Below are 20,840 nucleotides of genomic sequence, written 5' to 3'. Positions count from 1 at the left end.
TCATTTCCGGGGGGCCTTTTTTGTTCATTGTGGTCGCGGCCGGGCCGGATGAGCAGGTCCGGTCAGGTGAACGTCAGTTAGAGGGTGAAAACTCGAAACTGGCGTTTTGGGAGGTCGTCGGACAAACGTAGATTATCGGGGTGTGAGGCTCGGTTTTGCGTAGCGAAGGAGCTGGCGAGGGCGAATAAATCCGGGGGGCGCCGGTGGCTTTGGCTTACCGATCCGATATCGACGCCATGCGCGCGGTGGCCGTCGTCATTGTTTTGTTGTTTCATTTCGATTTTGCGATTGTTCCGGGCGGGTATGTCGGCGTCGATGTGTTCTTCGTTATTTCCGGCTATTTGATCACGTCCATCGTTTTGAGTGAGCGCGCCACCTTCTCGATTGCGGAGTTCTACGCGCGACGGGCGCGGCGAATATTGCCGGCGCTGCTGCTCGTCATCGCGACCTCTCTCGCGGCGGCGATGGTTCTATTCATTCCGCAGGATCTGGCGAGGGCGGCCGAGAGTGCCGTGGCGGCAATTTTCTTCGTCTCCAATTTTCTGTTTCAGGACCAGTCCGGCTACTTCGATACGGCCGGCCATCTGAAGCCGCTGCTGCACACGTGGTCCCTGGCGATCGAAGAGCAGTTCTATCTCATCCACCCCATTTTCCTTCTGGCGCTGGCGAGATTGCCGTGGCGCGGCGCGACTATCGCCGCACTGATGGCTGTGTTTGCGGCGTCGGTGACCATCAGCGCGATTACGACCTTCACCGACCCGCTTGCGGCTTACTACCTGCTGCCGGCGCGAGCGTGGGAGCTGGCGACTGGCTCGCTTTTAGCCGTCCGGCTTTTTGGGCGACCGGCTTCCTCCAGCACGGCTGCGCTGGCAAGTCTGTGCGGACTTGCCTTGATCCTCGCCGCCGCGGTCACGTTCAGCGAGAGTACAGCGTTCCCGGGCGTCGCAGCTCTCGTGCCCGTGGGAGGCGCGGCGATGATGATTTGGGCCGGCCAGCGGCCATCGGCGCTCACGCCGGCGCTGGCGTGGCGACCGTTGGTGTGGATAGGGCTGATCTCCTACGCGCTCTACCTGTGGCACTGGCCGGTGCTGGTTTTCGCACGCTACGCGAACGGCGGCGAACTCGATGCCGTGCAAACGGCGCTGGCGCTCGGCTTGGTATTTATCCTCTCGACCGGCAGCTACTATTTCGTCGAGCGGCCGGCCCGCGCTTGGCCGTTGCCCAACTTGTCGCGCGCTCTAGGGGGCGGCGCCGCGCTTGTTGGCGCGGCGGCGTGCATCGCGTGGCTCAGCGGCGGACTACCCCAGCGCCTGTCGCCGGAGACGACTGCGGTTCTGGCCAAATCAGAAAGGTCACCGCCGCTCGAATGCGTCGATCGGGGTATTTCGACGGACAGCGGCGGCAGCTATTGCGTGTTCGGGGCGAAGGGACGAACGCCATCGTTCGTGCTGGTTGGTGACAGCCACGCCAACGCGGTAGCCCCGGCCGTTTTCAAGGTGGCAGCCGACATCGGCCAAGCAGGATATTTCGTCTGGGCGCCCGGGTTTTGTCCGCTGCCGGGAGTTACTGAGATCCGAAACCCGGACTATAGCCGGCCGATGCCGGACTTCATCGCGCTGATGGCGAAGGCTCCGCAGGTCAAGCGCGTTGTGGTCGTCTGTTACTGGGGCCTGCATGTGAGCCCTGAGCGGCAATTCAGAAAGCTGGAATTCCGAGATGCGGGATACGATGGCTCCGGCCGCGCCTATAACAGGACATCTCTAGCGCGGGGGCTTTCGCGGCTGACGGAAGCGCTGCCGGGCCGCAGCCTCGTGCTGTTCGAAGACGTGCCTACGGGGACGGAGCTCGATCCAAAAGCGGCGGCGCGGCTGATGCACGTATGGGGAGAGGCTGGCGCCGGCGGCGGTATCGGCCTCGATCGGAGCGCGTACGAACAGCAGCGGTCATATTACCTGCCGATCCTGCAATCGGTCGCCGCCGAAAGGCCCGAGGTCGAGATCATGCCGGTCTCACAGTATCTTTGCGGCCCGACGCGTTGTCTTGGATGGCTAGACGGGCGGCCAATCTATCGCGACGACGACCACATCGGCCGCAATGGCGCAATGCTTATGGCGGATGCGTTCAGGCGAGCTATCGCTCCATCTCCCGCGCCAGAGCCCGCAGCGGGTGACGCGATCGTCACCGGAGCTATCCCGAAGGCCAAGACAAATAGCTCGGCATTCTCGTTAGATCGAAGTTGCTCGAGCAACAGTGCATTAAATCCGGTGTGCCACGACGGCGGGCGATGAACCCGCAGGAGACTGGCGCCAACACTCGCTCCACTCCCGAACGGGCAAAAGTTCATCCTCAAAGGGAGAGCCACATGTCGACTAATCTGGTTGCGAGCGTTGCCAAGCTACTTACCCCCGAACTGCTATCGCGCGTCGCCCAAGCGCTCGGCATCGACCAGTCGATGATCGAGAAAGCTGTTTCGGCCGGCGTGCCAGGATTGCTGGCAGCGTTCATGTCGCTGGTGAACAAACCGGGCGGCGCGACGAGATTGGCCGACGCTGCCTCGCAAGTTCAGCCGGGAGCGCTCGCCGATTTTGCCAATAGCGGACCTGCTAGCCAACGCGATGCGATGGATATGGGGCTCGGCGCAATTTCGTCGTTGCTGGGCGGGAATACGGTGTCGACGCTCGCGCAGTCGCTGGGGCGCTATTCCGGCATCGGCGAAGGTGCATCGAAGGGCCTCATCGGCTTGCTCGGTCCGATGGTGCTGGGCGTGCTCGGGCAGCAGCAGCGGACGAGCGGTCTCAGCGCTTCGGGTCTGGCGAATATGCTGCAGTCACAGGCAGGTAACATCTCGCGCGCGCTCCCATCCGGGTTTGCGCGGCAGCTCAGCGACGCCGGAATTCTCGAGCAGCCAACGAGCGTGACGGGTATGAGCCGCACGCGTGCGGATGATCGTTCGCAGTGGGGTTGGGTCGCGCCGGCACTCGCGGTGGTCGCGCTCGGCGCATTGGCCTGGTACCTGTTCGGCCGCCCGCACGAGACGACGACGGTTGCCAATGCGCCCTCCGCGGTGGAGACACCGATGCAGGCTCCCGGAGCACGCGATCTGACCGTTACTGCCGCCGATGAGTCGCGTTGGATCGGGCGCCCCATCTTCAGCCGAAACAATGAGAAAGTCGGCGAGATTGCCCAGATCAAGCGTGGCGCGGACGACAAGATCACCGACATCTACTTCGACGGCGGCACGTTCCTGGGCGTGGGCGACCGGCGCTATCACATCACCGCGAATGAAATTCAGGAGACGCGCCCCGACGGCGTGGTTCTGACGCTCGATGAAGCGCAGGTGAAGCAGCTGCCGGAAGCTCAGGGGGCGATGAAGCCGCAGTGAGGGATCGCATCTGCGGACGCTTGCTGACGGCGAGCGTCCGCTAGGTCTCGCTCAAGGCGTGGGAGATGATCTTGCGCATGACGCTGGGAATGGCGGCGCCGTGCATGTCGCGTCGCGCCACCCACCGGCAGCGATCGGGCTCGGCCCAGAAGTTCAGCGTTGCATTATTCGGCACCAGAGCGCGATAGACGACGACCTCCAGCCGGAAGTGGGTGAAGACGTGCACCACCGTGCCCGGCACCGCCCACCAGTCAGCGCGCACGGGCGCGGTGCGGAGCGCCTCTTTTACCGGAGGAAGAAGGTCGCCCCAGTGGGTTCCGGGTACTTCCAGCATTCCGCCTAAAAGACCGGCTTCGGCGCGCTTGCGCAGCAGCACATGGCCATCCTCACGCAGGGCGACGAAAGCGTAGCCGACGCGCTGCGGACGCTCGGCGCGCTCGAGGCGCATCGGCAATTGCTCGGCGATACCGTGGGCCGAAGCGGCGCAGTCCTGCTGCACGGGACAAACGAGACACGATGGACGCTTGGGCGTGCAGATGCCCGCGCCCAGATCCATCATGGCCTGCGCAAAATCGCCGGCGCGGCGCGGCGGGGTGAGGGTCGCGGCGAGGCGCTTCAGTTCGGTTTTCGCCGTGGGCAGCGGTTGGCGCACGGCGAAGAGGCGCGCGACGACGCGCTCGACGTTGCCATCGACCGGAGTTGCCGCCTCACCGAAGGCGATGGCTGCGATGGCGTTGGCTGTGTAGGGGCCGATGCCGGGCAGCCTCTGCAGTTCGGCGACGGTGGATGGGAATTTGCCGCCGAGCTCGGTGGCGACGACGACCGCGCACTTATGCAGATTGCGGGCGCGGCTGTAGTAGCCGAGGCCGGCCCAGGCGGCGAGAACGTCGTCGAGCGGCGCGGCGGCGAGTTTTTCCACAGTCGGCCAGCGGACGAGAAAGCGTAGGTAGAACGGGATGACGGCCTTTACCGTGGTCTGCTGCAGCATGATCTCGCTGAGCCAGACGCGGTAGGGATTGGCGCGCTTTCCAGGGGCGACGCGCCATGGCAGATCGCGGCGCTCGTCGTCATACCAAGCGAGCAGCGCGTCCACCGTATCGGGGCCGGCCGGCCGTAGCGGCAGTTGCTTTCTCGCAACAGCAGTCAAGGGATGATCTCCCGGCGCCCGCGAATCGATCCCTTGATGGTAATCGTCGAAGTCATCGCTGGATACGTCCTAGCCCGGGTTCCTCACATGGCTGTCACCGCACCACAGTTTCGCCGATCGTATCCGCCGCGCACTCGCGGGCAGGGGTTCATATCGGCGCGGGCGGTCGGCAGCTACGTGCCGAAGCTAACGCATAAGGCGTTCGAGAAGTACGGGTTCGCGGCGGCGGCACTGATCACCGATTGGGCGGTGATCGTCGGCAAAGAGGTTGCCAGCTACACCTTGCCGGAGCGGCTGAAGTGGCCGCGGGGGGTGGATTTCGGCGCCGAGGCGGACGAGACGGATTCAGGCCGTCCAGGCGCTACGCTGATCGTGCGGGTGGATCCGGCCCGGGCGCTCGACGTGCAGTACCGGGCTCAGCAATTGATCGAGCGCATCAACGGTCATTTCGGCTATCGGGCCGTGGCGGAGCTGCGCATCCTGCAGGCGCCATTGCCGGAGCGGCCCGCTCGGCGTTCCCCAGTTGCAACGGGGCCGGTATCGCAGATTTCAGCGCCGGAGCTGTCCGGAGTGGGCGACGAGCGGCTGCGCACGGCGTTAACAGCACTCAAGGCGGGCCTGCTGCGGCGCGGCGAGACCCGCTGAGCGGGCGCCCTCAATCCCCTGAAACGAACCAAACTTACGCTTCATTCACTTGGACGGCGGCGCGTTTTGCCTTATTCCGACGCCCGATAGCGTGGTAGTGCGGGGTGGAACCCCGCGCCCGCAGAAGGCGTCGTGAATTAGGCAAGGAGCACACACGTGTCCGCATCGAAGTCCTCGTTTGGCCGATTTGAGCTTTCGCGGCGTAGCGTGCTCGCCGTTCTGTGCGTCGGCGCCATTGGCGCTGCTGCGCTGCCGGCCCTCGCCCAGTCGCGCGGGCCTTCCGAAGTTTCGGTGGAAGAGCTGATGAAGCCGGTCGGCCTGCCTGACCTAGCGCTCGGCCCGAAGGACGCGAAGGTTACGGTCGTCGAGTACGCGTCGATGACGTGCGGTCACTGTGCGCATTTCACCAAGGACGTGTGGCCGGAGTTCAAGAAGAAGTACGTCGACACCAACAAGGTGCGCTACGTGTTCCGTGAATTCCCGCTCGACAACCTTGCCGCGGCCGCCTCGATGCTGGCGCGCTGCACCGGCGAAGACAAAGCCTTCTCGCTTATCGAGGTGTTGTTCGAGAAGCAGAACGAGTGGGCGTTCGGCGAGGGCAACCCCGTGCCGCGGCTGTTCGAGATCGCCAAGCAGGCGGGCTTCACGCAGGAATCGTTCGACAAGTGCCTGACCGACCAGAAGCTTCTGGATGAGATCACCGCTGGCCGCACGCGCGCCGGCGAAGTGCTCGGCGTCAGCGCGACGCCGACGTTCTACATCAACGGCAAGAAGCTCGATGGCGCGCCGACGATGGAGAAGTTCGACGCGATGATCGAGCCGATGCTGGCCAAGAGCTGAGCGGGGCAATCGTGAAAAAGGCGAGCGTCCTCGCCGCACTCTTGGTGCTGTCCTCGCTGCAAGGATGCGGGGGCAGCTCCTTGGTGAACACGACGGCGCTGACGCCAGAACAGGCCGATGCCGGCGGTGCCGGCTCGGCTTTTGCGTCTTCAGAGGGGAGCAAGGCGGAGGAACGTTTCAATCCGTTCGCCGATCCCAACGAGCGGGCGACGGGCGGCCGCGAGGTCATCGCGGACCCTACGCTCGCCGACGTCATGAAAACCGGCTCGCTGCCGGAGATGAGCTTCGGGCGCGCGGATGCGCCGGTGACGATCGTCGAATACGCATCGCTGACGTGTCCGCACTGCCGGCACTTCCATATGACGACGTATCCGGCGTTCAAGAAGGAATTCATCGATACGGGCAAGGTGCGCTACATCCTGCGCGAGTTCCCGATCGGAAAGACGTCCGGCGCGGCGACCATCGCCTTGCGCTGCGCAGCTCCAGACAAGCACCTGACTTTGTTTGGTAAATTCATGGAGCAACAGCCATCCTGGGTCTCCCAGGAGGTGCGGCTCGACCCTATATTCAAAGTCGCCTCGCAAGTGGGGATGACGCGTGCGCAGTTCGATGCGTGCCGCGAGAATCAAGCCATGATCGAGGGATTGAAGTGGGTGAAAGACCGCGGACGCACGCTCGGCGTCATCGGCACTCCGAATTTCTTTGTCGGGAACAAGCTCGTGAAGAAAGAGCTCTCGATCGAAGACATTCGTGCCATGGTCGGACCGCTCGTGGCAGCGCGTGCCACGGCATCGGCTGATACGCCGCGCTAGTCGTTCACAGCAGCCCATTCGTGTTGTGGCGCAGGCCGTCTGCGCTTGGGAACCGCTATGAAGATCACGCGCCTCAGGCTTCTGGGCTTCAAATCGTTCGTCGAAGCGACCGAGCTTTTGATCGAGCCCGGATTGACCGGCGTCGTCGGCCCGAACGGCTGCGGAAAGTCGAACCTGCTCGAAGCGCTCCGCTGGGTGATGGGCGAGACCTCGCACAAGAGCATGCGCGCGGCGGCGATGGACGACGTCATCTTCTCGGGCACGAACGGGCGTCCGGCACGCAACTCGGCCGAGGTGACGATCTTCCTCGACAATACGGCGCGGCGGGCGCCGGCTGAATTCAACAACGCCGATCACATCGAGATCACGCGGCGCATCGAGCGCGAAGCGGGCAGCGCCTATCGCATCAATGGACGCGAGGCGCGGGCGCGCGACGTGAAAATCCTGTTCGAGGATGCGGCGACGGGCGCACGTTCGCCGGCACTGGTGCGGCAGGGGCAGATTGCCGAGATCGTCAGCGCGAAGCCGGAACAGCGGCGGCGCATCCTGGAGGACGCCGCGGGTGTCGCCGGGCTGCACAGCCGCCGACATGAGGCGGAATTGCGCCTAAAGGCAACCGAAGCCAATCTTGCACGCCTCTACGATGTGCTGGGTCAGCTCAACACGCAGGTCGAGAGCCTGAAGCGGCAGGCGCGGGCCGCGCGACGCTACAAGGAGATTTCCGAGGCGATCCGCCGGCAGGAGGCGCTGCTGGGTCACCTCTCGTGGATCGACGCGCAGGCCCACGTCGATAGCGAGGAAGCGGCATTGCGCGACGCCGTGGCGTTGCAGGCAGCAGCAACAGAAGCGGAATCGCAGGCGCTGGTCAAAGAAGCACGACTGGCGGAGGGCATGGCCCCGCTGCGCGAGGAAGAAGCCAAGCGCGCGGCAATCCTCAGCCGGTTGCGCATCGAGCAGGAGAATTTCGAGCAGGAGGCCGAGCGCGTCGCAGAGCGTGAGCGCGAGCTTAGAGCACGCGCCGAGCAGCTTGCTGCCGACGCCGCGCGAGAGGAAGCGCTGATCGCCGAAGCGCAGCAGATCCTCGGCGATCTCGAAATCGAGATCGAAGATCTGGCCTCAGCGGAGGTCGAAGCTGGCGACAAGGAACGGGCAGCGCGCGAGCGTCTGGAAGAGGCGGAGGAAATCCTCGCCGAGACGGAAGCGCGGCTTGCTGAACTGACCACGAAAGTTGCCGAGCACCGGGCGCGCAAGCAGAGCGCGGAGGCCAGCGTCAGCGAGCGCCAATGGACGGTAGAGAAGCTGACACGGCAGCTTGGCGAACTCGAAGCGCAGGCGCGCGAGATCATGGCGCGGGCGCCGGACGCGCACAAGCTGCAACAAATCACCGAGGCAGGGCAGCAGCTCGCCGACCAGATCGCGAAGTTCGAGGTGCAGTCGCTTGCCGCGGAGGACAACGCGCGCACACTGCTCGTTGCTTCTGACGAAGCGCGCGAAGAAAGCAGCAAGGCGCGGCTGCGGCTCGCGTCTCTGCGCACCGAGCGCGAGACGCTGGTGAAGCTGCTGATCGGCAATCAGCCGACGCAGTATCCGCCGGTCGTCGATCGCATGCGCGTGGCGCCCGGATACGAAGCGGCGCTCGGCGCGGCACTGGGCGATGACCTGGAAGTGCCTGCCGCCGAAGAGGCGGCCGTGCACTGGCGCCATGTGGATGTGCCGCGTTCCGATCCGGCGCTGCCCGCGGGTGTCGAGCCGCTTGCGGCCCGCGTCGAGGCGCCGCCGGAACTCGACCGGCGTTTGCGCCAGACGGGCGTCGTCGCCGGGCGCGAGCACGGGCACAAGCTGCAACCTTCGCTGAAGCCCGGACAGCGGCTCGTCACGCGTGCGGGCGATCTTTGGCGTTGGGATGGATTCACGGCCGCCGCCGAAGGCGTGACGCCGGCGGCACAGCGCCTAGCGGAACGCAACCGGCTGTCGTCGCTGGAGCTGGAGGAAGCAGAGGCGCGCACGGCCGCTGCCTCCACCGCTGAGGCCGAGCAGGCGGCGGCGCAGGCGCTGGCGGCAGCGCGCTCCGAGGAACAGCGTCTGCGGCAGCTCGGCCGCGAGGCGCAGGCGATGCTGGCGAAGACGCGCGAGAGCCTCACCACGATCGAGCGTGCCGCGCGCGAAACGGAAGCCAAGCTCGCTACCGTTTCGGGTGCGCGGGCGCGCGCAGAAGAAGAGCTGAAAGCGGCGCAGGAAGCGCTGGCGGAAGCGGAAGCAAGTGTCGAGGCTCTGGCGACGGCCGAGAATCTCGAGCCGTCACTCAATGCGGCCAAGAGCGAAGCCTCGGTGCAGCGGATAACGGTTGCGGAGGCGCGTGGCGCAGTTGGCGACATCGAGCGCGAGCGGCGCGCGCGGGCCGACCGCGGTGCGGCCATCGGCATCGAACGCGATCGGTGGACGATCCGCTCATCGGGAGCCGAGCGGCAGATTGCAACGTTGAAAACGCGTCTCAGCGAAACCAAGACCGAGTTGGAGAGCCTTGCAGACATTCCGGCGATGCTGGAGGAAAAGCGCGGCAAGCTGATGAGCGCGTTGTCGGACGCGGAGCGCGAGCGGCAGGTTGCGGCCGACGCGCTGGCGGAAGCCGATAGGGCGCTGCGCGCCAGCGTGCAGGCGTTACGGGCGGCACAAAATGCGGTGTCGGAAGCGCGCGAAGGGCGTGCACGTACGGAAGCGAAGCTGGAAGCGGCGCGCACGCGTCGACAGGATGTTTCGCGCCTCATCCGGGAGAACCTCGGCGTCGCGCCGGAAGGTTGCCTGGAGATGGCGCAATTTCCCGTGGGGGAGAGACTGCCGGCGCTGCCGGACGTCGAGCGCAAGCTTTCGAACTTGAAGGGCGACCGCGAGCGTCTCGGCGGTGTCAATCTCGCGGCCGATGACGAGTTGCAGCAGCTGAGCATTCAATCGGCAGGGCTCGAAACGGAGAAGGCCGACGTCGAGAACGCGATCGCCAAGCTGCGCAGCGCCATTGGCCAGCTCAATCGCGAAGCGCACAAGCGGCTGAACGAGGCGTTCGAGGCGGTGAATACGCATTTCGGGCGGCTGTTCACGACGCTGTTCGGCGGCGGGGAAGCGCGGCTCGAGATGATCGCGGGCGATGATCCGCTGGAAGGTGGTCTTGAGATCATCGCCAAGCCGCCGGGCAAGAAGCCGGCGACGCTGTCGCTGCTTTCGGGCGGCGAGCAATCCCTGACGGCTATGTCGCTGATCTTTGCGGTGTTCCTCACCAACCCATCGCCGATCTGCGTGCTGGACGAGGTCGATGCGCCGCTGGACGACGCCAACGTCGATCGCTTCTGCCGGCTGCTGGAAAGCATGGCGGACGAGACGGCAACGCGGTTCCTCGTCATTACGCATCATCCGATGACGATGTCGCGCATGAGCCGGCTGTTCGGCGTGACGATGGCGGAGAAGGGCATATCGCAGCTCGTGTCGGTCGATCTGCAGACGGCGCAGCGTTACCGCGAGGCGGGCTGATCGCCGCTCTGTTGGTAGCGTCGCACTCTGTTTTGTCGTGCTTCTTATCGAAAAACCGGCTTCCACTTTTCCGGAAGCACTCCAGCGTTCAGCCAGAAACAATCAGGGACAGAAAAGCGATGCGGTTCGCATTGATCGCGGCAGCACTGATGCTTGCGGGCCAGGCACATGCCGAAGGCTATGTTCGCAGCCTCGAAGAGGCGACGCCAGCGGCGGCGGACCTGATCCGCGGCAAAGCGCACGACTGGCGTCAGGCTCCGGAAATCGTCAAGGACCGGGCCGGCGACATGATCTTCGAGGCTGGCAAATTTCCATACAAGGGCGAGATGAACCCCGACGACATGATCGCCTGCCTCGACGATCTGGCGCTCAAGTCGAACGCGGGGCGCACGGTCGATACGATGATTGCCGAGTGCGGCGGCGTGCCGGGCTACGTGGACGTGGACTGATCGCGCGGTGAGCCGTCGCGGCGGGCGCCGAGGTGCTGCAAAACCGGATTGCGGAGCGCGCGCGCCCTCATCGGCTTGCCTATCGGGGCGACGAGTTCCTTGCTAGCCTCGACGATGAGCACGCCGCAGAAGGCTGGCGATATGCCTTCGCCGACGCGTTCCCACGCAGTGGATGAGCGGAGCAGCATGCGGCGGCCGAGCGGCGGGAAATAGAGCGCGCCGCCCCAATCGAGCGGCGAGAACATCGCGCCGATGAGCAAGTGGTCGAGCTGACGCCGGCTGTAGGGTCGGCCTTGTCCGAACGGCGTGTTGTCGAGCCGCGCCCACACACCGCGGCGATTGGGGACGACGAGGATGACGCGTCCTTCGGGCGCGAGTACACGCCACATCTCGCGCAGAAGGTGCCGGGTGTGCTCGGCCACCTCCAGACAGTGCACGACGAGGAGCCGATCGACCGAGCCATCGGGCAGCGGCAGACGGTCATCATCGACGAGCACCGTGTGGGACGCGCCTTCGCGCGGCCAGCGAACCGCGCCCTGACTGTCGGGCATGAGCGCGCCCAGGCGGCGCACCTCACCGCGGAAGGCGCCGAGGTAGGGCGATGAGTAACCAAGACCGATCAGCGTCGATTGCTGCAGGCCGCGCCAGCGCGCGCGAATGCGATGGGCCAGCAGGCGGCGCACCGTCTGGCCAAGCGGCGTTCCGTAAAATTCCTGCAGTTCATCGACGTCGAGCAGCATGCTGTCTCGGGACCCTTCGCGTTGCCAGCCAATCTGACGTCTCTGCGCGGCATTTCAAGCCTCGCCTTGGGCTACGCGTTGTCTTAATGACGGCGCGCGGATACCCTCTTAGCGTCGCCCGACATAGCAATGAAGAGAGCCGGTCGTTATGCCGAAGCTCGAAATCGAGCAATTCCTTTGTCTTTCCGACAACTATGGCGTCCTCATTCACGATCCTGAGGCCGGGGTTACGGCTGCGATCGATGCGCCGGATGCCAAGGCCGTCCTGGCGCAACTCGAGGCCAAGGGATGGACGCTGACGCACCTTTTCGTGACACACCACCATGGCGATCACACGGGCGGCAACCTCGCCCTCAAAGAGGCGACGGGGTGCACCATCTATGGGCCGGCCGCAGAGGCTGAGCGCATTCCGGGCATCGACGTCGAGGTTACGGATGGCGACGTCATCAGGTTCGGAGATTTCGACGTCAAAGTTATCGAGACCCCGGGGCACACGATCGGGCACATCGCCTACTGGATACCGGACGCGAAGGTGGCATTCGTTGGCGATACGCTGTTTGCGCTCGGCGCGGGGCGCGTCTTCGAGGGCACGGCCGAGGTGATGTGGCGATCGCTGCAGAAGCTGATGCGGCTGCCCCCCGACACCGAGATTTACTGTGGACATGAATATACCCAGGCGAATGCGCGATTTGCGCTGACGCTGGAGCCGGACAACCTCGCGCTGGTCAACCGCGCGAAGGAAGTCGACCTGTTGCGGGATCAGGGGAAGCCGACGCTGCCGACGCGGCTTGATCGCGAGCTGGAGACAAATCCGTTCCTGCGCCCGAACGTCACCGCGATTCGGGCGAAGCTCGGAATGCTGTACGCGCCTGACTGGCACGTATTTGCGGCGATCCGCGAACGCAAGAACAAGAGCTGATCCGCATGGCCGAGCCCAGCGCAGAAGAGATCATCCGACTGCTCGATCTGAAGCCGCACCCGGAAGGCGGGCACTATCGCGAGACGTTTCGCGATGATCGCGGCGATGGGAAGCGCGCAGCTTCAACGGCGATCTATTTTCTGCTCGCTGCGGGGGAAGTCTCGCACTGGCACAGGGTCGATGCAGCCGAGGTGTGGCTGTGGCATGCGGGGGCGCCGCTGGAGTTGTCGATCGCACCGCCGGACGGGCTCGCCAGCAGGTCGGTCTTGAGCGCAAATCTTGCCGCCGGGGAGCGTCCGCAGGGCGTTGTTCCTCCGGGGTTTTGGCAGAGTGCGAAGAGTCTGGGCGCATGGACATTAGTTAGCTGCACGGTGGCGCCTGGATTCCAGTTCGAATCGTTCGAGCTGGCGCCGAAAAGTTTTGCTCCGCCCGAAGCTTAGGGTGTTGCATGGGCGGCGCAAACGGCTGTTGCGCGCAAAGCTCATAATCGAGTTTTCCACCACTAATGCTCAGCCACAAAAGCTGCTAAGCGACCGATCTCGCAGAGTTTTCCCCTGAGCTTGAAGGAGCGACGGTTGCCGCATCCCCGCGACTCACCAAAGAGTCGTTGCAACTCAATATTCCTACGGCCACGCGGGGGATGCCGGTTATGAAGCGCGAGTCATCAGGGCCAATTCTGACCACGGTGTTCGTCGATTACGACAACGTCTACCTTTCTCTGAAGCGCAAGAACGAGGAAGCAGCCAAACGCTTCTCGAAGGATGCCGGTCTCTGGCTCAAGGAGATTGCGTCCGGTGCGCTGATGACGCCGACGAATACGCCGGCTCTCGATGTGGAGCGCCGCATCGCCATCAGCCGCTGCTATGGCAATCCGGTGCCACGTCGGAACCAGAGCGACAACTCGACCGACATGAGCTCGTTCCCGTTCGTGCGCCATCACTTCCTGCGCGCGGGCTTCGAGGTGGTCGACTGCCCGCCGCTGACGCAGCAGCTCAAGAACTCCGCGGACATCCGCATGGTGATGGACGTGCGCGACTTGCTCACGCACGACACGCGCTTCGATGAGTTCGTGATCCTGTCGGCCGATGCCGACTTCACACCTGTGTTGCATCGCCTGCGCTCGCATGCGCGTCGCACGGTGGTGTTCTCCAACGATCACACGGCGACGCCGTATACGGCGATCTGCGACGCGGAGATCCGCGAAGCCGACTTCCTGTCGCTGTTGATCGATGGACAGCTTCCGAACCGCAATCAGGGTCGCGGCGAACAGGCGGCACTGCCGAGCGCAGCTTCGATCGAGACGGTGCGCAGCGAAATCCTCGCCGAGGTGGCAACGGCCGTGCGCACGGCAGACCAGCCGCTGGCGCTCGAGGCTCTGGCCGATCGCTGCGTGCGCGCGCTCGGACATGACAAGACGGTCGGCTCGGCATGGGGCGGCACGGGGAGCTTCCGTGATCTGCTGTCGCGCGGGCTGCCGGACGATATCCGCCTGACCGGTCAGCCACCGTACTTCGTCTATGACGCCAACCGCGCGATCCAGGACGAAGCTCCGCGCATCGAGAAGCGTGTGGAGTCGCGTGCAGAGGCACGCATCGACACCCCTCGCGCAGACGTGCGTCCGCAGCCTGCGGCGCCGGCTGCACCGTCCGAGACGATGCGGGGCGAGCCTTCGATGATGCAGCGTGCACTGGCGCCGTTGCTTGGTGCCCAGTCCGGTGCACGTCCGGCTGGCCCTGCGCCCGAGTTGCAGGCTCCGATGCAGCGCGCTCCGATGGGACCGATGCATGCCGATCCGATGATGGGCCAGCCGATGCAGGTGCGGCCCGCAGCGAACGCGGGTGCACCGCAACCGCAGCCGCAGCGGACCGCGCAGGGCGCCGCTGCGATCCAGCAGTCGATCGCACGCATTCATGAGGCAAGCCAGGCGCCGACGCTGTCACCGCAGGACTATCGCACGCTGTTCGATGTGATGGCGCAGGAGATCGGCGCCAATGGTCTCGCCGGCCAGCAGACGCTGACGAACATCGTCAAGCGGGCGGAGAACCATGGCATCGACATCCGGCGCGACGACGTTCGCTTCGTGCTCGATGTGGTGAGCGAAGCCGATCCCTGGTTCGACCAAGGCGCATCGGCGAGCCTCTTTGCTTCGCGGTTCCGCAACTTCGTGGTGGCGCGCTGCCGTGGCCAAGGGCTCAACCTTTCGGCCGACGAGCTCGATCTGATCGAAGCGTGGTTCGCCGCTCCGGTTTCGCAGCAGCAACCGCAGCGCAATGTTGCGGGTGGTCAGCCTGCACCATCGCGTCAGCCGCAGACCATGAGCGCAATGGTTGCTCCGCAGGAGCCTATGCAGCAGGCTGTCGGCGGCGGGATGGGCGAAGGCGGACAACAGGAGCGCTGGTGGAACTATGGCGAGGCGCAGCCGCAGGGCAACGCCGACCAGGGCGATGATTATCCGCGGATCATCCGCACGCGCCTTCGAGGCTGAGGCGCCGAGCGAGAAGCTGATACAAAAATGGCCGGGCAAATGCCCGGCCATTTTCTTTTGGCGATTAATGCGACCGATCAGGTCGCCATGTAGTGACCGCCGTTGACGTCGAGGCAGGCACCGGTGACGAAGCCGGCGTTGTCCGATGCCAGGAAGGCCACCGCACGCGCGATCTCCTCGGACTCGCCGAGGCGGCCGACGGGGATCTGCGGGATGATCTTGGTGTCGAGAACTTCCTTAGGCACCGCGGCGACCATCTCGGTGGCGATGTAGCCAGGTGCGATGGTGTTGACAGTGATGCCTTTGGCGGCGCTCTCGTAAGCGAGGGCCTTGGTGAAGCCGTGCGTGCCGGCCTTGGCCGCGGAGTAGTTGGTCTGGCCCATCTGGCCCTTGCGGCCGTTGATCGACGAGATGTTGATGATGCGGCCGAAGTTGCGCGAGCGCATACCGTCGATGACGTGACGGCACATGTTGAAGAGGCTGTCGAGGTCGACGTTGATGACCTCGTTCCACTGCTCCTTCGTCATGCGGTGAAGCATGGCGTCGCGCGTGATGCCGGCGTTGTTCACCAGCACGTCGACGGGGCCGACCTCTTTCGTCACCTGGGCGATGCCGGCGGCGCAAGCGTCGAAATCACCAACGTTCCATTTGAACACGGGGATGCCGGTTTCGGCCTGGAACTGCTGCGCAGCGGCGTCATTGCCGGCGTAGTTGGCAGCAACGCGGTAGCCAGCGTTCTTGAGAGCGACGGAAATGGCGTGGCCGATACCGCGCGTACCTCCCGTCACCAGGGCGACACGAGCCATGAAAAACCTCCCTCGGATGGTCTCTTGTTGATTTGATCAGGGGTGGGCGGGCGCTCCGGCCACTAAGGGCCGGAGCGGATTTCGACGAACCTCTGTCAGTCGCGCGCGACGCACATGGCGATGCCCATGCCGCCGCCGATGCATAGCGTGGCGAGGCCCTTCTTGGCGTCGCGGCGCTTCATCTCGTGCACCAGCGTCGTCAGCACGCGGGCGCCGGAAGCGCCGATCGGGTGCCCGATGGCGATAGCGCCACCGTTGACGTTGACCTTGTCGGTGTCCCAGCCGAGACCCTTGTTCACGGCGCAGGCCTGGGCGGCGAAGGCCTCGTTGGCTTCGACGAGGTCGAGGTCCTGAGCGGTCCAGCCGGCCTTCTCGAGCGCCTTCTTGGCGGCGGGGATCGGGCCGGTGCCCATGATCGAGGGATCAACGCCGGCCTGGGCCCACGACACGATGCGCGCGAGCGGCTCGATACCGCGCTTCTTGGCCTCGGCCGCCGTCATCAACACCACAACGGCAGCGCCGTCGTTGATGCCAGAGGCGTTGGCAGCGGTGACGGTGCCTTCCTTCGGGTCGAAGGCCGGGCGCAGCTTGGCGATGCTGTCGAGCGTGACGCCGTCCTTGATGTACTCATCCTGGTCGACGACGGTGTCGCCCTTCTTGCCCTTGATGACTACGGGGACGATCTCATCCTTGAACTTGCCGGCCTTGCGCGCGGCCTCGGCCTTGTTCTGCGAGGCGACGGCGAAGTTGTCCTGATCCTCGCGGGTGATCTGCCACTGGCGCGCGACGTTCTCGGCCGTGGTGCCCATGTGATAGTTGTTGAAGCTATCCCAGAGGCCATCCTTGACCATCGTGTCGACGAACTTGACGTCGCCCATCTTGGTGCCGTTGCGCATGTGGGAAGCATGCATCGACTGGCTCATGCTCTCCTGGCCACCGGCCACGACGATGCTGGCGTCGCCCGCCTTGATCTGCTGGGCGCCGAGTGCGACCGCGCGCAGGCCCGAGCCGCAAATCTGGTTCACGCCCCAAGCGGGGGCGTCGACGGGAACGCCGGCGCCGATGGCAGCCTGGCGGGCCGGGCCCTGGCCCTGACCGGCGATCAGTACCTGTCCCAGGATGACTTCCGAGACGTCGCCCGGCTCGACCTTGGCGCGCTCGAGAGCGGCCTTGATGACGATCTCACCGAGCTTGGAAGCGGGGAGACCAGCGAGGGCGCCGTTGAACGAGCCAACTGGGGTGCGTGCCGCACTGGCAATGACGATGGTGTTGTCGTCGCTCATCCGTAAAGGCTCCTCCTCGAGCATGCGGATTCTTATAGATCGGGCTAGCGCCGAGGCGACGGTGCCCGTTTTCAGGGGCCCGGCTGGCCGCGGTGCATAAACCACGTATTACCAAAGCTTAGGCTTGCCGCCAGCTAATGCGCCAAATGACTGCGGCGGTCAACACAAACGGCTGGCACCAGTGGGCGGGGGTGTGTTACGCTGCCGCAGTGCAAAAATCTTCTGCAACGGCCCAGCAATGTTGAACAAACCCGACGCGCCAGCCGACAAAAGAGAAGCGGTTGTCATCAAGAAATACGCCAACCGGCGACTCTACAATACTGAGACGAGCACCTACGTCACGCTCGAGGATCTGGCGGCGATGGTGCGGTCGGACCGGGATTTCGTCGTCTACGACGCGAAGACGGGCGACGACCTCACGCATTCGGTGCTCACGCAGATCATCGTCGAGCAGGAGAACCGGCAGGGCGGTCAGACGCTGCTTCCCGTGCCGTTCCTGCGCCAGCTCATTCGCTTCTACGACGACAGCATCGGACGCATGGTCCCGGGCTACCTGCAGTTCAGCCTAGAGAACCTTGTGAAGGAGCAGGAGAAGATCCGGGCTCAGTTCGCCACGGCATTCTCGAACCCGACCGCTGCGTTCGAGGTCTATCAGGACCAGGCGCGCAAGAACATGCAGATGTTCGAGCAGGCGCTTTCGATGTGGAGCCCCTTCACGGGCGTGCCCGGCACCGGCAAGATGCGCACCGAGGGCGAGAAGCCCGCGGCGAAAGCCGGTGAAGCCAGCGAGATCACAGAGCTCAAGGCCCAGCTTGCGAACATGCAGCAGAAGATCGACAAGCTTTCGGGCGACAACTGATCCTTCCGCGCTGACGCCGAAGTCGGAATCAAAAAAGCGACCGCATTGACGGTCGCTTTTTCATTCTCAGCGCTTGCCGCGGTGTTGCGCGATCAGTCGATCGCGCCGCCGATAGCGAGGTCGCGGCGGGCGACGCGGATGCCGATGGTGAAGCCGGCAATAACGTCGATGGCGGTCGCAACCATGATGAGGAAGAACGTCGACGTCGCAGCCTGCGGGACGAGAAGGAACTCGACGATGCACAGGATGAACACGATCATCGACAAGCCGTGATCGACGAGCGAGGACGTCGACGTGTAGGTCGACTTCACGATCTCGGCGAAGAGGAGGAACAGGGTCAGCAGAACGATGAGATCGCCGACCGTGAACTGCCAAACGCCGCCGCTCAGCATGTTCAATTCGAACAGCGAAGACTTCAGCACGTCGGTGCCGCCGGAAACGAAGACCACGACGTTATACAGAATGAACGCGAGGATGATTGACGGCAGCGACCTAAGCGACATTACGCAGTCCCCCTGTTCGGCGCGTGTGGCCGGGCTATGACAAATCTATTGCCACGGGGGCCTTGCTGCTGCAACGCCGAATACCCCCCGAGCATCGGCGCAATGTCCCCTGCCGTCAGGGCCTTTTTTAGACGTCGGCCTTCGGCTCGAGAATCTGACGGCCGCGGTACTTGCCGGTCTTCAGATCGATGTGGTGGGGACGGCGAAGCTCGCCCGACTCCTTGTCCTCGACGTAGGCCGGCGCGCTGAGCGCGTCGTGCGAGCGGCGCTGCCCGCGCTTCATCGGGGAAACCTTCTTCCGCGGAACTGCCATAGTCCTAAACTCCGTAGTCTTTTCCGGGGACAGGGCTAAATTCGCCCCGCTCGGGCGCTAAGGCCCGCCGAAACCCCGTTTGTGGGAAATTTCCGTTGCACAGCCCGGCGCAGGGTTCACCCCGCCGGGCACATGGGCGCGCCTTATACCGACATTCTAATGGGAGTGCCAGAGGCAAGCTAAGCGTTAACGCTGGATGTCGACGCAGGCCGAAGCCGAACGGGCCCGGGCGGCGCGGGATTGGATGACCGAAGCCTTGCGGGCGGTGCGGGGTCCGGGCGAGCCGGCATCGCGGACGATCGGGTTGGGCAGGACTGCCGCAAGCTGGGCCGCCTGACGTGGGGTGAGGCTCGCGGCGGAGCGGCCGAAATGGGCGCGCGCGGCCGCCTCGGCGCCGAACACGCCGGGGCCCCATTCGACGATGTTCAGATAAACCTCGAGGATGCGGCGCTTAGGCCAAGCCAGCTCAATCGCGAAGGTGAGCGGGATTTCGATCATCTTGCGCAGGTAGCTCTTGGTCGGCAGCAAAAACAGGTTCTTGGCGACCTGCATCGTTATCGTGCTGGCGCCGCGCGGGTAGCCGTCGGAGGCGCGCCGCAGCGCGTTGGCAGCCTCGATGAAGTCGACGCCCCAGTGCTGACAGAAACGGCCATCCTCTGCGACGATGACGGCGCGCTGCAGGTTGGGCGAGATGCGATCGATCGGCACCCACTGCTTATTGACCGAACTGCCCGTGAGGAAGCGCTGCGCCATCAGCATGGAGAGCGGCGGGTTGATGAAGCGGTAGGCGACGATCAGCACGAGCACGGCGATGAACCAGCCGGCGAATACGAGGAAAAGGGCGTGTGCGGCGCGACGGACAAGATCGCGCCAATCACGGCGGCCGGGTGCGATCGAAGCAGGTGGCGCCTGGGCGTCGACAGTGGATACGGGCCGGACGGCAAAATCGAACGATGGGTCGGGGCGCGGAACGGGTGGCGGCGCCGGCGTGGGCATCCGCGGGGCTGGCGGCGGCTGAGGCTGCCGGGGCGTGGTCCAGCGCGGCTGATCGTCGGGAAGAGCCGGCGGTGACGCCTGAAAAGAGGGCGCGGGAGGCGGCGGCGGTTCAGATGCGCGGGCGACGGGCGGCGGGTCGGCGACCGGCCTCGGCGGCAGCGGCGGCGGCGCGGCGATTGGGCGTGGTGCCAGCGAGCGAGGCTGTTGAGGTGCGTGCGTCTCTGCGGGTAGCGGAGGCGGGGCGCTCTCGTCGGGCGTCGGAGCGAGCGTGGGTTGCGGCTCGGGCTCGGACGTGGCCTGCGGCGTGGTCTCGGGTTGGGGCTGGGGTTGAGGTCGGTGGGGCTGGCGCCCGGGCTCCGCGCCAAGCGTCCCGCGCGACTCCGAGGCGGCCGGGACGGACGGCGACGCTGGCTCGGGAGACGCCTGCTGGGTGACGGGCTCGATAGGCTGCTCGTGAAACTGCTCGGGCTGCGTGGCTGCGACGCTGGCTTCGTCTTGCCTCTCCGTTTCGGGTGCAGCGCTCGCGCTCGGAGGCTCGACAGGAGATGAGGGCTCGGCTGCTGTTTGCTCGGGCGCGACCTCTGCAGGCTCAGAAGGCGGCTCCGCCTGCGCGGGGGGCGAAGGAGCCGTCCAGCGCGGCACCTGCGGCAACGGTCGATCCGACGGCCGCGGCACGGCAAACGGCTGCGGCTCGAACGTGCGCGAGGTTGGCGGCGCTTCGCGCTCGGGTTCGGCAGCGGGCGCTGGCGTTGGAGCCGGCTCTTGCTGCGGCTCCGGATCGGCCGGCGGGGGCGCCGCGGCGTCTCTATTCAGTGGCGCGGGGCGCGTCTGCTGGTCGAAGAGCGGCACACCGGCATAACGGCGCACGGGCTGCGTCGTGTCGCGTTCCAAATGATCGAAATAGGCGCGTTCGGCTGCATCCGCTTCCGACTCTCCGAAGCGGGCCGGATCCTGGACCGGCGCCGTCTCATCGGGCGTTGCCTCAGAGTGCTGTCGCTCGCCGGAGGGCTTTTGCGCCTCGGCGTCGGCATCTGCCTTGTTGCCGGGTCGCGGGCGCTGAGGATCGGACCTGTCCATACTTTGCTTGCATCGCCCCGATGCTGTATCCGCTCGCGTGTCGCCTGCGCCGAAGGGCGCCGGCG

Annotated in this window: 18 protein-coding genes; 11 read left to right on the top strand and 7 right to left on the bottom strand. The window is 65.1% G+C overall.

Annotated features, from left to right (window positions below; genetic code table 11):
* Nucleotides 1-203: 203 nt before the first annotated feature.
* Nucleotides 204-2,288 carry an acyltransferase family protein gene (locus ACP15D_RS14645; protein WP_424958178.1) on the top strand — a complete coding sequence of 695 codons (2,085 nt, stop codon included), beginning with the start codon at nucleotides 204-206 and terminating at the stop codon, nucleotides 2,286-2,288.
* 74 nt (nucleotides 2,289-2,362) lie between these two features.
* Entirely contained in the window at nucleotides 2,363-3,382 is a 1,020-nt protein-coding gene (locus ACP15D_RS14640) for a DUF937 domain-containing protein (protein ID WP_424958177.1), read from the top strand.
* A gap of 40 nt (nucleotides 3,383-3,422) precedes the next feature.
* Here the strand turns inward: ACP15D_RS14640 and mutY are convergent, their stop codons facing one another.
* On the bottom strand, nucleotides 3,423-4,529 hold the full coding sequence (mutY, locus tag ACP15D_RS14635) for an A/G-specific adenine glycosylase (protein ID WP_424958176.1): 1,107 nt from the start codon (nucleotides 4,527-4,529) through the stop codon (nucleotides 3,423-3,425).
* Nucleotides 4,530-4,616: 87 nt separating this feature from the next.
* Between mutY and ACP15D_RS14630 the strand changes: the two genes are divergently transcribed.
* From ACP15D_RS14630 to ACP15D_RS14610, 5 genes are all read left to right on the top strand, one after another.
* Nucleotides 4,617-5,174: a DUF721 domain-containing protein gene (locus tag ACP15D_RS14630; protein ID WP_424958175.1), complete on the top strand. Its 558-nt coding sequence runs from the start codon at nucleotides 4,617-4,619 to the stop codon at nucleotides 5,172-5,174.
* Nucleotides 5,175-5,381: 207 nt separating this feature from the next.
* Nucleotides 5,382-6,014 (top strand): DsbA family protein, encoded by a 633-nt coding sequence (locus ACP15D_RS14625; RefSeq protein WP_424959241.1) that lies wholly within the window; start codon nucleotides 5,382-5,384, stop codon nucleotides 6,012-6,014.
* 11 nt (nucleotides 6,015-6,025) lie between these two features.
* The gene (locus tag ACP15D_RS14620; protein ID WP_424958174.1) at nucleotides 6,026-6,826 is read left to right on the top strand and encodes a DsbA family protein; all 801 of its coding nucleotides are present in this window, start codon (nucleotides 6,026-6,028) and stop codon (nucleotides 6,824-6,826) included.
* 57 nt (nucleotides 6,827-6,883) lie between these two features.
* Entirely contained in the window at nucleotides 6,884-10,345 is a 3,462-nt protein-coding gene (gene smc, locus ACP15D_RS14615) for a chromosome segregation protein SMC (protein ID WP_424958173.1), read from the top strand.
* A 119-nt stretch (nucleotides 10,346-10,464) separates the two neighbouring features.
* Nucleotides 10,465-10,794, top strand: a complete 330-nt coding sequence (locus ACP15D_RS14610; protein WP_424958172.1) for a hypothetical protein — start codon at nucleotides 10,465-10,467, stop codon at nucleotides 10,792-10,794.
* Here ACP15D_RS14610 and ACP15D_RS14605 read toward each other — a convergent pair.
* On the bottom strand, nucleotides 10,776-11,534 hold the full coding sequence (locus ACP15D_RS14605; protein ID WP_424958171.1) for a methyltransferase domain-containing protein: 759 nt from the start codon (nucleotides 11,532-11,534) through the stop codon (nucleotides 10,776-10,778). The genes ACP15D_RS14610 and ACP15D_RS14605 overlap by 19 nt on opposite strands.
* A 148-nt stretch (nucleotides 11,535-11,682) precedes the next feature.
* On the opposite strand from ACP15D_RS14605, the gene gloB reads away from it, so the two are divergent.
* The 3 genes from gloB to ACP15D_RS14590 all read left to right on the top strand — a co-directional run bounded on the left by gloB (nucleotide 11,683) and on the right by ACP15D_RS14590 (nucleotide 14,938).
* A complete protein-coding gene (gene gloB, locus ACP15D_RS14600) occupies nucleotides 11,683-12,453 on the top strand; it encodes a hydroxyacylglutathione hydrolase (RefSeq protein ID WP_424958170.1) in 771 nt (256 codons plus the stop codon).
* Nucleotides 12,454-12,458: 5 nt separating this feature from the next.
* Nucleotides 12,459-12,893 carry a cupin domain-containing protein gene (locus ACP15D_RS14595; RefSeq protein WP_424958169.1) on the top strand — a complete coding sequence of 145 codons (435 nt, stop codon included), beginning with the start codon at nucleotides 12,459-12,461 and terminating at the stop codon, nucleotides 12,891-12,893.
* 209 nt (nucleotides 12,894-13,102) lie between these two features.
* Nucleotides 13,103-14,938: an NYN domain-containing protein gene (locus tag ACP15D_RS14590; protein WP_424958168.1), complete on the top strand. Its 1,836-nt coding sequence runs from the start codon at nucleotides 13,103-13,105 to the stop codon at nucleotides 14,936-14,938.
* A 77-nt stretch (nucleotides 14,939-15,015) separates the two neighbouring features.
* On the opposite strand, the gene phbB is transcribed toward ACP15D_RS14590, so the two are convergent.
* Both phbB and ACP15D_RS14580 read right to left on the bottom strand, forming a co-directional pair.
* Entirely contained in the window at nucleotides 15,016-15,744 is a 729-nt protein-coding gene (phbB, locus tag ACP15D_RS14585) for an acetoacetyl-CoA reductase (protein WP_424958167.1), read from the bottom strand.
* Nucleotides 15,745-15,839: 95 nt separating this feature from the next.
* Complete coding sequence (locus tag ACP15D_RS14580) at nucleotides 15,840-17,027, bottom strand: acetyl-CoA C-acetyltransferase (RefSeq protein ID WP_424958166.1); 1,188 nt, start codon at nucleotides 17,025-17,027, stop codon at nucleotides 15,840-15,842.
* Between the two features lie 238 nt (nucleotides 17,028-17,265).
* Here ACP15D_RS14580 and phaR point away from each other — a divergent pair, with 238 nt between their 5' ends.
* Nucleotides 17,266-17,886: a polyhydroxyalkanoate synthesis repressor PhaR gene (gene phaR, locus ACP15D_RS14575; RefSeq protein WP_424958165.1), complete on the top strand. Its 621-nt coding sequence runs from the start codon at nucleotides 17,266-17,268 to the stop codon at nucleotides 17,884-17,886.
* Between the two features lie 92 nt (nucleotides 17,887-17,978).
* Here the strand turns inward: phaR and ACP15D_RS14570 are convergent, their stop codons facing one another.
* The 3 genes from ACP15D_RS14570 to mtgA all read right to left on the bottom strand — a co-directional run bounded on the left by ACP15D_RS14570 (nucleotide 17,979) and on the right by mtgA (nucleotide 20,775).
* Nucleotides 17,979-18,389, bottom strand: coding sequence for a hypothetical protein (locus ACP15D_RS14570; RefSeq protein WP_424958164.1), 411 nt, complete (start codon nucleotides 18,387-18,389; stop codon nucleotides 17,979-17,981).
* A gap of 127 nt (nucleotides 18,390-18,516) precedes the next feature.
* On the bottom strand, nucleotides 18,517-18,702 hold the full coding sequence (gene rpmF, locus ACP15D_RS14565) for a 50S ribosomal protein L32 (RefSeq protein WP_072371181.1): 186 nt from the start codon (nucleotides 18,700-18,702) through the stop codon (nucleotides 18,517-18,519).
* A gap of 186 nt (nucleotides 18,703-18,888) precedes the next feature.
* Nucleotides 18,889-20,775 carry a monofunctional biosynthetic peptidoglycan transglycosylase gene (gene mtgA, locus ACP15D_RS14560; RefSeq protein WP_424958163.1) on the bottom strand — a complete coding sequence of 629 codons (1,887 nt, stop codon included), beginning with the start codon at nucleotides 20,773-20,775 and terminating at the stop codon, nucleotides 18,889-18,891.
* Nucleotides 20,776-20,840 lie beyond the last annotated feature (65 nt).

Source organism: Hyphomicrobium sp. 1Nfss2.1, from assembly GCF_965243865.1.
Taxonomy (GTDB): Bacteria; Pseudomonadota; Alphaproteobacteria; order Rhizobiales; family Hyphomicrobiaceae; genus Hyphomicrobium_A.
The sequence above is the reverse complement of the archived record's forward strand: the minus strand, read 5'-3'. Positions and strand labels throughout refer to the sequence as shown.

Excerpts from the sequence above, each read along its gene's own strand:
- ACP15D_RS14640 (WP_424958177.1), top strand. The coding sequence starts at position 2,363 with ATGTCGACTAATCTGGTTGCGAGCGTTGCCAAGCTACTTACCCCCGAA.
- ACP15D_RS14630 (WP_424958175.1), top strand. The coding sequence starts at position 4,617 with ATGGCTGTCACCGCACCACAGTTTCGCCGATCGTATCCGCCGCGCACT.
- smc (WP_424958173.1), top strand. The coding sequence starts at position 6,884 with ATGAAGATCACGCGCCTCAGGCTTCTGGGCTTCAAATCGTTCGTCGAA.
- ACP15D_RS14610 (WP_424958172.1), top strand. The coding sequence starts at position 10,465 with ATGCGGTTCGCATTGATCGCGGCAGCACTGATGCTTGCGGGCCAGGCA.
- ACP15D_RS14605 (WP_424958171.1), bottom strand. The coding sequence starts at position 11,534 with ATGCTGCTCGACGTCGATGAACTGCAGGAATTTTACGGAACGCCGCTT.
- gloB (WP_424958170.1), top strand. The coding sequence starts at position 11,683 with ATGCCGAAGCTCGAAATCGAGCAATTCCTTTGTCTTTCCGACAACTAT.
- ACP15D_RS14595 (WP_424958169.1), top strand. The coding sequence starts at position 12,459 with ATGGCCGAGCCCAGCGCAGAAGAGATCATCCGACTGCTCGATCTGAAG.
- ACP15D_RS14590 (WP_424958168.1), top strand. The coding sequence starts at position 13,103 with ATGAAGCGCGAGTCATCAGGGCCAATTCTGACCACGGTGTTCGTCGAT.
- phbB (WP_424958167.1), bottom strand. The coding sequence starts at position 15,744 with ATGGCTCGTGTCGCCCTGGTGACGGGAGGTACGCGCGGTATCGGCCAC.
- ACP15D_RS14580 (WP_424958166.1), bottom strand. The coding sequence starts at position 17,027 with ATGAGCGACGACAACACCATCGTCATTGCCAGTGCGGCACGCACCCCA.
- phaR (WP_424958165.1), top strand. The coding sequence starts at position 17,266 with ATGTTGAACAAACCCGACGCGCCAGCCGACAAAAGAGAAGCGGTTGTC.
- ACP15D_RS14570 (WP_424958164.1), bottom strand. The coding sequence starts at position 18,389 with ATGTCGCTTAGGTCGCTGCCGTCAATCATCCTCGCGTTCATTCTGTAT.
- rpmF (WP_072371181.1), bottom strand. The coding sequence starts at position 18,702 with ATGGCAGTTCCGCGGAAGAAGGTTTCCCCGATGAAGCGCGGGCAGCGC.
- mtgA (WP_424958163.1), bottom strand. The coding sequence starts at position 20,775 with ATGGACAGGTCCGATCCTCAGCGCCCGCGACCCGGCAACAAGGCAGAT.